Source organism: Elusimicrobiota bacterium (assembly GCA_041658405.1).
Lineage (GTDB): Bacteria > Elusimicrobiota > UBA5214 > JBBAAG01 > JBBAAG01 > JBBAAG01.
On the sequence record JBBAAG010000105.1, the window covers coordinates 1 to 8,625 of the forward strand.

Consider the following 8,625-nt stretch of genomic DNA (forward strand, 5'->3'; position numbering starts at 1 on the left):
TGGTTGTATGTTCCAGAAAAAACAGACGTATCGGCGTTAAAAATATCATTCAAAAGCGGCAGCTCAGGCTGGTATTCACATGGATATAACATAGCTTCGAGCACCGACATCAACAGCGGGTGGAACTACCTGTCATTTCGTACAAACGAGTTTGAAGTGTCGGGTTCAACCCAAAGCTGGGGGAATATCAACGGGGTAAGGTTTACATTTGCTCAATCCGCTACTGTCAACGATACTACTTTGATAATAGACGGCTTACAAGCGTACAAGTCTGCAACGTGCAGCGGTAGTGATGGGACGAAAGACAAAGTGTATATCACCGCAACAGCGGTACCGTTTAACCAGTACTCATTAACGCAAAACAAAATACAATTTATTGTACGCAACAAAAAACTGCAATTGGGGTACAGCGAAATATGTACCGCAAAAACCAGTGATAGTTCGCAACTCTACGGCGCGTTAAAGTTTGTACAAAGCGGTCCCGATCCGACGTTTAAGTTAGGCGAAGTGTACAGCTTCCCTAATCCTGCAAAGTATGGGAAGAATCCGGTGTTACACATTGAAGTCGGTATAGCGGACAAAGTAGATATCGGGATATACAATATTGCCGGTGAGTTAATATACACCACCAATATTGATGGTAATTCAGCAAGTGTGGTGAACAACAAGTATTGTTACGAACAGGAATGGGACTCCGGCGGGTACGCCAGCGGGGTATATATTTACCTAATAAAAGCGCATAAGTCCGGGTATGCTGACATCAAAGCCGTGAAAAAACTTGCGGTAATACGGTAAGGGGTGAAATATATGAAAAACATAATAATTACAGTCTTAGCAGTACTAACCTCAGTATCTTATGGCATTACAGCAGACCCCGTGGGCGCAGCGTTCTTAAAGATTGGCAGCAGCGCGCGGGCCGTAGGGATGGGTTCGGCGTATACCGCAGTATCTAATGATGTTACCGGCATGATGTGTAACCCAGGCGGTGTGGCGAAGATTACAAAACCCGAAGTCGCCCTGATGCACACACAGTGGCTGGTAGACACAACCTACGACTACGCAGCAATAGCGTTACCGACGAAGATAGGCACGTTAGGATGTAACGTAGTGTATTTGTCTCAAGGCGACCTTGAACGCCGGGGGGATAACCGAGAACTCGAAGGTACGTTTGGCGCAGCGGACATCGCGGGCAGCGTAGCGTTCAGCCGGGAACTCGTCCCGGGGAGCAGCCTGGGTGTAAACTTAAAACTCGTACAACAACAAATAGAAAACGAACGCGCAACGGGAGTAGCGGTAGATATAGGATTGATGCACGCAACTGCGATAAAGAACCTTAACCTTGGGGTATCAATCCAAAACCTTGGTACACAGATGAAGTTTATCAGCCAGGGGTACAACTTGCCGTTGACGATAACAGCGGGTGTAGGATACAACCTCTTTGGCGTGGTGATGCTGGCAAGCGACATAAAGTTTTCGCCCTACGACTCAAAAGTCGGGTACGCGATAGGGACAGAATACACTGTGATGAACATGGTATCGTTAAGAGCGGGATACTTGATGAAAGCGATAAGTCTTCTAAAATCCGAGTCAAACACTAATACTCCGACACTTATAAGTTCGCAGTCTTTAGAGATGGATACTGGACTATCAGCCGGGCTTGGCTTCAAACTCTACAACTACCAGTTCGACTACTCATTTGTCCCGTACTCGGACTTAGGCAATACTCATAGGTTCAGTTTAAGTGCAAGGTTTTAAAAAATTAAATAATATTTATTAGGAGGTAACATTTAAGTGAGAAAGTCAGTATTACCGGTATTACTACTACTATTATCTACAGCAAGTACGGGCTATCCGCAGCCCGGTACAGCGGGAATCCCTGTAATTGAGAAAGTAAAGGCCAATTTCGGAAATATCCAAACATTGAAGATGAAAGTCGAAAAGCTTAGTTACGGTATAGACAACGCGTTGGCGCATAAAACAGAACAAACATATATTTACGCAAAACCGGATAAACACAAACGCGTTGTACAAGGAAAGATAGATGTTGTTATCGGCAAAAAAACTTACCGTATCCTTCCTTCGGGCAAGTGGAAGGTTGAGAATGAAAAGAATAGTAAATCCTTACCCAGCCTCTCCGGGTTACCGCAGTTTATTTTTAATCTACCGGAATACCTAAACCAGTACGATACATCAGTGGATAATAAATCTGGGAATACTGTTGTTATCACAGCGATACCCAAGAACGGTAAATCACAGTACCCGCAAGTAATGGTATCTGTAGATTCCGGTAAAGGTGTTGTAGGAAGCGTGGAGATATACAATATGCACGGTAAACTATCGGAGAAATACACGGTAGAATATTTTAGCGAGCCAAAAAACACCGTATTATTCCCAAAAAAGATTAAAGAAGAAATATTTACTCCAGCAGGGAAATCCGTCACTGAAACGGTTATCAGTGGACTAGAAATAAATGCAGGTAATTTAGAAACAGAATTTGTACCGGTAATAACAAAATAGGAGGAAAATGAAAAAATGGTTAAGTTTTTGAAGTATGCGGTAACAATTGTTTTAGTCCTGACGACAGGCAACCTAATAGCGGCGGTCCCCCCTACGATGAATTATCAGGGACGGTTATATCAGGACAACGTACCAGTAAACAGTGAAAAAAGTATAACGTTCAAACTCTACGATTCCAATATGACAACCGAACTGTGGAATGAAACCCAAACCGTGGTAGTATCAAGCGGGATATTCAACGCAATCCTGGGTTCTGTAAATTCATTTACTATACCGCTATTTGACGGTGCGACAAAGTATATAGAAACCTTGATAAATGACGGCGAAACGCCGGTATCGCTGGGGAAACAAAAAGTTATTACCGTAGCGTATGCCTTCCGTGCAGAGACAGCAGAACGTGCAACCGGCAACTTTGAAGTTGATGGCAACCTTTTTGTTGGAACACCATCAACTGAATGGCCATTCCACGTGTATGGCAGCAGTGCGGTATCGTTTACCGCAGTGATAGACCATGAAACAGCGGAAACGAATACGCCAACACCAACAGCAGTGCTTCGCGGGTTCACCACAGGAACAGCCGCTAACGGTTTTGGTACGCGGTTAATGTTCCAGGTAGAAAATTCAACCGGCGCGTTAAAAGACGCTGCGTATTTTGACGGCGTGTTGTCTACTGCCACCGCAGGGTCAGAAGCCGGAGCAGTACGTATCCTTACCCGCAAAGATAGTGTTATGACAGAACAGGTGAGGGTAGATAGTGATGGTAATGTAGGAATTGGCGTAACAAATCCTGGGAAAGCGTTAGACGTATCCGGTGAAGTTAGAAGTACGGTTAATGGTACAGAGTTTTATATGGTACCCAAAGGTTCGATAATCATGTGGTCAGGCTCAATAGAATCCTTACCCAGCGGCTGGGGCTTATGCGATGGTAGCCAAGACACGCCGGATCTTAGGAACAGGTTCATATTAAGCGTCAGCGGTGCAGCAGAACAGCCTGGGTTAACCGGTGGTGCGACATATTTCACGCTAACTTCTACCAGCCAGCTCCCAGCGCATAACCATACCGCCACAACGAGTACTGATGGCCTTCACGGACATACTGTATCAGAAGCGACGACAACAGGATTAGGCCGTGATGTATTCACAGATGCGTCAATCACAAGCGACGGCGGGTCGTATGCCTGGCGTACAGGCAGTGAGCCGTTGATTCACACAAACGGCAGCCATACACACACGTTAACGGTTAATAATACCGGTACAAGCGCGCCGGTAGATTTTATGCCGATATACTATAAACTTGCGTTCATAATGAAACTTTAACATTAACTTAAACGGGGAAAATAGTTGAAAAAACATTGTAGTGTACTAAAACTCGTACTGTCATTTGCGTTACTGATAGTATATCAGAGCGTATGTTCCGCGGAATATGAAATTGACGCGGTCCTCAGCGGTTTTGGCCGTGCAACAGCAAATACGAGTTACCAGTCGATAGTGTTATTAGGCGGGCAGGAAGTTATTGGCAGCAGCGTGACTTCAACGTACGATCTTGGTATCGGGCATATATACCATCTCCCTTTGGCAGCGACGACATACTACGAACCCCCCGTGCCAGGCAGTACGCCCTACTGGCCATCAGCATACGGGAATAATACTAACACTTGTATAACGAGTTTAGTTTCCGGCCCGCAGAGGGAAGCAATCCTTTCTACCGGTACGATAACAGATACGGGCGAGATAATAGTCCCGCCGGTAGTGGATAGCCGCGGTGTGGTGTTTATATCCGTAGAAACAACGTTGAAGATGTACGACCCGGAAACCGGTATTGTATATGACTACTACGGCTTTGCTGATAATATAGTGTCAGTATCTATAGGTAATAGCGATGAATTGTATGTATTGACGGATAATTACAGGATCTATAAATTTGTAGACGGTGTAATCGTATGGGTATCAGCAACTTACAACGCATTATCTCCCCTGGCGTTAGGGTATACGTCCAGCAATGAAATTTATGCGATAAATAATAATACCGTAATTGCGTTCTCAATGGCTGACGGTAGAGAATCCTGGGCGCTGGATGTTACTGATAACCTTGGCAGTGAAAACTTGCAAACCTATTCCCCAACATTGGGAAGAGAGGCGGATAATAGGCTCTACATTTCTGGCGACCGCCGTGTAGTAGCAGTAGATATTGATACTCACTATTTTGTATGGGCAACTTCTGCATGCGAATATATGGATGAAAGAGTGCAGCTAAAATACTCGCCTAGTGTTGATAGTAACGGCAATATTTATTCTGTTATTGAAGGGCAATCTGCATATATGTGGGAACCTGGCTTACCTCATAACTATGTCTCAAAGATAAATTTATCCGGTACGCGTGTATGGTCAAAGGATTATGGAAGCACTCTTCCGGTATCTATCCCTGCAATGATTAGTAACGAAAAAGCATGCGTAGTTACTGACTATGGTTTAGACGCACTAAACACACTGGATGGCTCAACTACCTGGCAATACGTTCTATCTATCAATATCCCTGTTTATGGTGAAGAACATATAGCCGTTGATAAAGACGGTATTGTTTTTGTATGGTCTGAAGATCCGGGGATGATATACGCAATAAACGGCAATAACGGTTTCCGTGTATGGAACCAACCCTTCTTTTTCCCGAGTACAACCGCAACGTTTATACCTGTACTTAGCCAGGGCGGTGTACTGCATATCGTTAGTACTGACGGGAAGTTAGCAAACTTCAGCCACCGCGAATTACCGCAGATAAAACGTCCTGATGGGAGTAACACTGGCAGGAGCAGCAGGACTGAGTATGTCAACGGCATAAAACGCCGAGGCAATGTGCGTCCAATCTCGACACCAATGACCGGAGATATTAAGGAAACCGCGAATTCGTTTAACTCAATGAACACGGTTACCGGTAATTTATATTATTACGTTACCGACCTTTCACTACCCGGTAAAGGGCTGCCCCTGCATTTTACAAGGTCATACAACAGTATGATGAATTTCTATGGCCCATTCGGGTACGGGTGGGCACATCCGTTTGATACCAGGGTTAGGTTTGAGCAAAGCGATGGGTCATGGACATTATTCCGCGGTGACGCCGCAGAAATTAATTTTGTGTATAACAATGAAGACGGATACTTTTATCCGCCAAAAGGTACCACAACAAAACTTCAGTGGGATACTGAAAATAATATTGTAAACTTATACGAAATGAACGGTATACGTTATGAATATAACGCCCAAAACTGTGCATTGCAACACATTATTGACCCTTACGGCAATACAGTGAGTTTTGAATACTTACCTGGTTACCCTGATAAATTATGCAAAATCATAGATACTGCCGGGCGGGAGATACAGATAGAATATAATGATGACTTACTGATAAACTTGATGGTTGACCCTCTTGGCCGCGGGACAACGTATTCTTATGAAAATACGTTATTAACCCGGGTGGACTACCCCGGCGGCCTTACCGCAGAGTATTTGTATGACAATAACCATAGGTTAATCTCCCATAATGACAAAAAGTATGCGAATAAACGTTTTGCGATCCGGCAGTACGAGTATGACAGCAATAACCGTGTTGTGAGGCAGGACGGGCCGGTATACGATGAAATATCTGATACTTGCTACATAAGTTATGACGATACTTACCGCAAGAATACGTTTACCAATAGCCGCGGGAAATCAACAGTGATTGAATACGACAGCAGTGGGCGCGTGGTATATATCACCAACGCGGTAAACCAGGTAAAATCGTTTATCTGGGATGAAAACAATGATAATACATATATGACCGACTATGGTAACGATACATATGGTTATACTTACTACGACGATGGGAATATTCATACAATCACTACGCCGGTAGGGTCGGTTAGTTACACGTATACCGAGGACTACAAAAAAGTTGAAACATTCACAGATGAACGTAATAAACTGTATACCTACACTTATGACACATTCGGTAACCTTAAGACAGTCACAGACCCTGAACTTAATACATCATCGTATACATACAATGCATCAGGCCAGCTGGTATCGTATGTTGACGCAAACGGGAACTCCACGTCGTACGGTTACGATACCTGGGGTAACCGTACAACCGTAACAAATGCCGAGGGTAAAACCACACGGTACTGTTTTGACATCCTGGGCCGTTCTACCGGCACGGTTGACGCGTTGGAACGTTTAACAAAATATGTACTTGACCCGGAAGGTACGGACAGGGTTAAACAAATAATATATGTTTCAGACGGTTCTAAAGATGAAGAGTTTACTTATGACGATTTTGGCAATCTCACAGAACATATTAACGCAAATGATGAAGGTAAGAAAACATTTAAGTATACCTACCACAACCAGCTTGAAGAATCTGAAGATGAAGAATATAATAAAGTAGTGTATATATACGACGCAAACGGCAATCGTACACAAACTACGGATGCCAAAGGGAACATTACAACGTTTACGTACGACAATCTTGATCGGTTGACGGCAATAACCGCGCCGTATGCGATAGTAACTTCCTATGAATATGATGACGACGGTAACCGTAAATCTGTGACTGATCCAAATGGACACAAGACGTTGTATAATTATGACAATATGAATCGGTTAACCAGTGTTGTTGACGCTATGGGTAATACTATGAGTTACGGATACGACGAAGCGGGTAACCGCACAACAATTACTGACGCGCGGGGTAGTACTACAACGTATGTATATGACGATTTGAACCGTACAAGTGAAATACATTACCCCAACGGCGGGCATTCGCATTATTATTATGATAAAGTTGGTAATACCGAAAAGATAATTGATGCAAACGGGTATGCATTAGAATATGGTTACAATAATATATATCAGGTAGAAACAATTACGGATGAAGAGAATCATACCGCACAGTTTACTTACGACGAAGTGGGTAACCTTGAGTCTAAAACAGATGCTAACGGTAACACTATTCAATACACATACTATCCGCGTAACTGGGTGAAAGAAGAAAAACATCCGGGTACAACGTTGAAGGTAACAGAGTACCAGTACGATAACGTTGGTAACCTAAAGAAAGTTATTGACCCATTAGGGAAGACAGTGGAGTATGCGTACTACACAAACGGGTGGAAAAAAAGTGTTACTGACGCGAACACGAATACTACAAATTATGACTATGACGCTAATGGCAACCTCCGCCATGTTGTGACACCGAAATCACAAACTATTGAGTACCAGTATGATAATCTTAACCGCAGGACCATGGAGATTGATGAAATAGGTAACGATATTTTGTATGGGTACGACGCTGCGGGGAATGTTATATCACGAACAAATGGGACCGATGTTGTTGTATCCACATACAACGCAGTTAACCGGTTAGTACGAAAGACGTATCCTGATAATACAACAGTTGAGTACGGGTACGATGCTAACTATAACCTTATCACCGCAATTACCCCGGATGTTGAAACACGGTATGAGTACAACACCCTTGACCGCCTGACGGTGGTAAAACAAAAGTTTCTTACCGGCGTACCGGAACCCGTGGAGTATACTGTCGCGCATGAGTACGACTTGGTGGGCAATCGTACACGTGTGGTGTACCCGGGTGGAACGAAAGACACACTGTTTGCGTACAACACTCTCAACCGCATGGAGAGCCTGACAGATGATGACGCAGGGACAATCAATTTTTCGTATGATCCTGTAGGTAACAGTACCAGCGTGGTATATCCCAACGGTATCACCGCGCAGTACGCGTACAACACAAACAACTGGCTTGAGCGTATAGACTATAACACCTCAAACATTCCGTATCAACACTATACGTACAACAACGCAGGGATGAAAACGTTGATGAGCGACCCTGATGGCGATACAGAGTATGGTTATGACAATTTGTACCAGCTAACACAAGTAACGTATCCCGGAGGGAGACAGCAGAAGTATGAGTACGACGATATAGGAAACCGTACAAAATATACCGACTGGTCGGGAACGATGACATACCAGTACAACAATGCAAACATGTTGACCTCATACGGGGTTATACTAAACACCGGTACTGTTACAGGGAATTATGATATC

General features: G+C 43.9%; 5 protein-coding genes. All 5 read left to right on the forward strand.

Translation table 11 applies throughout. The features are described 5' to 3' along the window. Window positions 1-795, forward strand: a 795-nt coding sequence (locus tag WC955_12330) for a T9SS type A sorting domain-containing protein (protein MFA5859840.1), incomplete at its 5' end; no start/stop codon positions are given. A 12-nt stretch (window positions 796-807) separates the two neighbouring features. Beyond that, a complete protein-coding gene (locus tag WC955_12335) occupies window positions 808-1,755 on the forward strand; it encodes a PorV/PorQ family protein (GenBank protein ID MFA5859841.1) in 948 nt (315 codons plus the stop codon). A 36-nt stretch (window positions 1,756-1,791) separates the two neighbouring features. Further along, the gene (locus WC955_12340; protein ID MFA5859842.1) at window positions 1,792-2,517 is read left to right on the forward strand and encodes a hypothetical protein; all 726 of its coding nucleotides are present in this window, start codon (window positions 1,792-1,794) and stop codon (window positions 2,515-2,517) included. A gap of 15 nt (window positions 2,518-2,532) precedes the next feature. Beyond that, window positions 2,533-3,834, forward strand: a complete 1,302-nt coding sequence (locus WC955_12345; protein ID MFA5859843.1) for a hypothetical protein — start codon at window positions 2,533-2,535, stop codon at window positions 3,832-3,834. A 24-nt stretch (window positions 3,835-3,858) separates the two neighbouring features. Beyond that, a partial coding sequence (locus tag WC955_12350) for a DUF6531 domain-containing protein (GenBank protein MFA5859844.1) occupies window positions 3,859-8,625 on the forward strand: 4,767 nt, incomplete at its 3' end.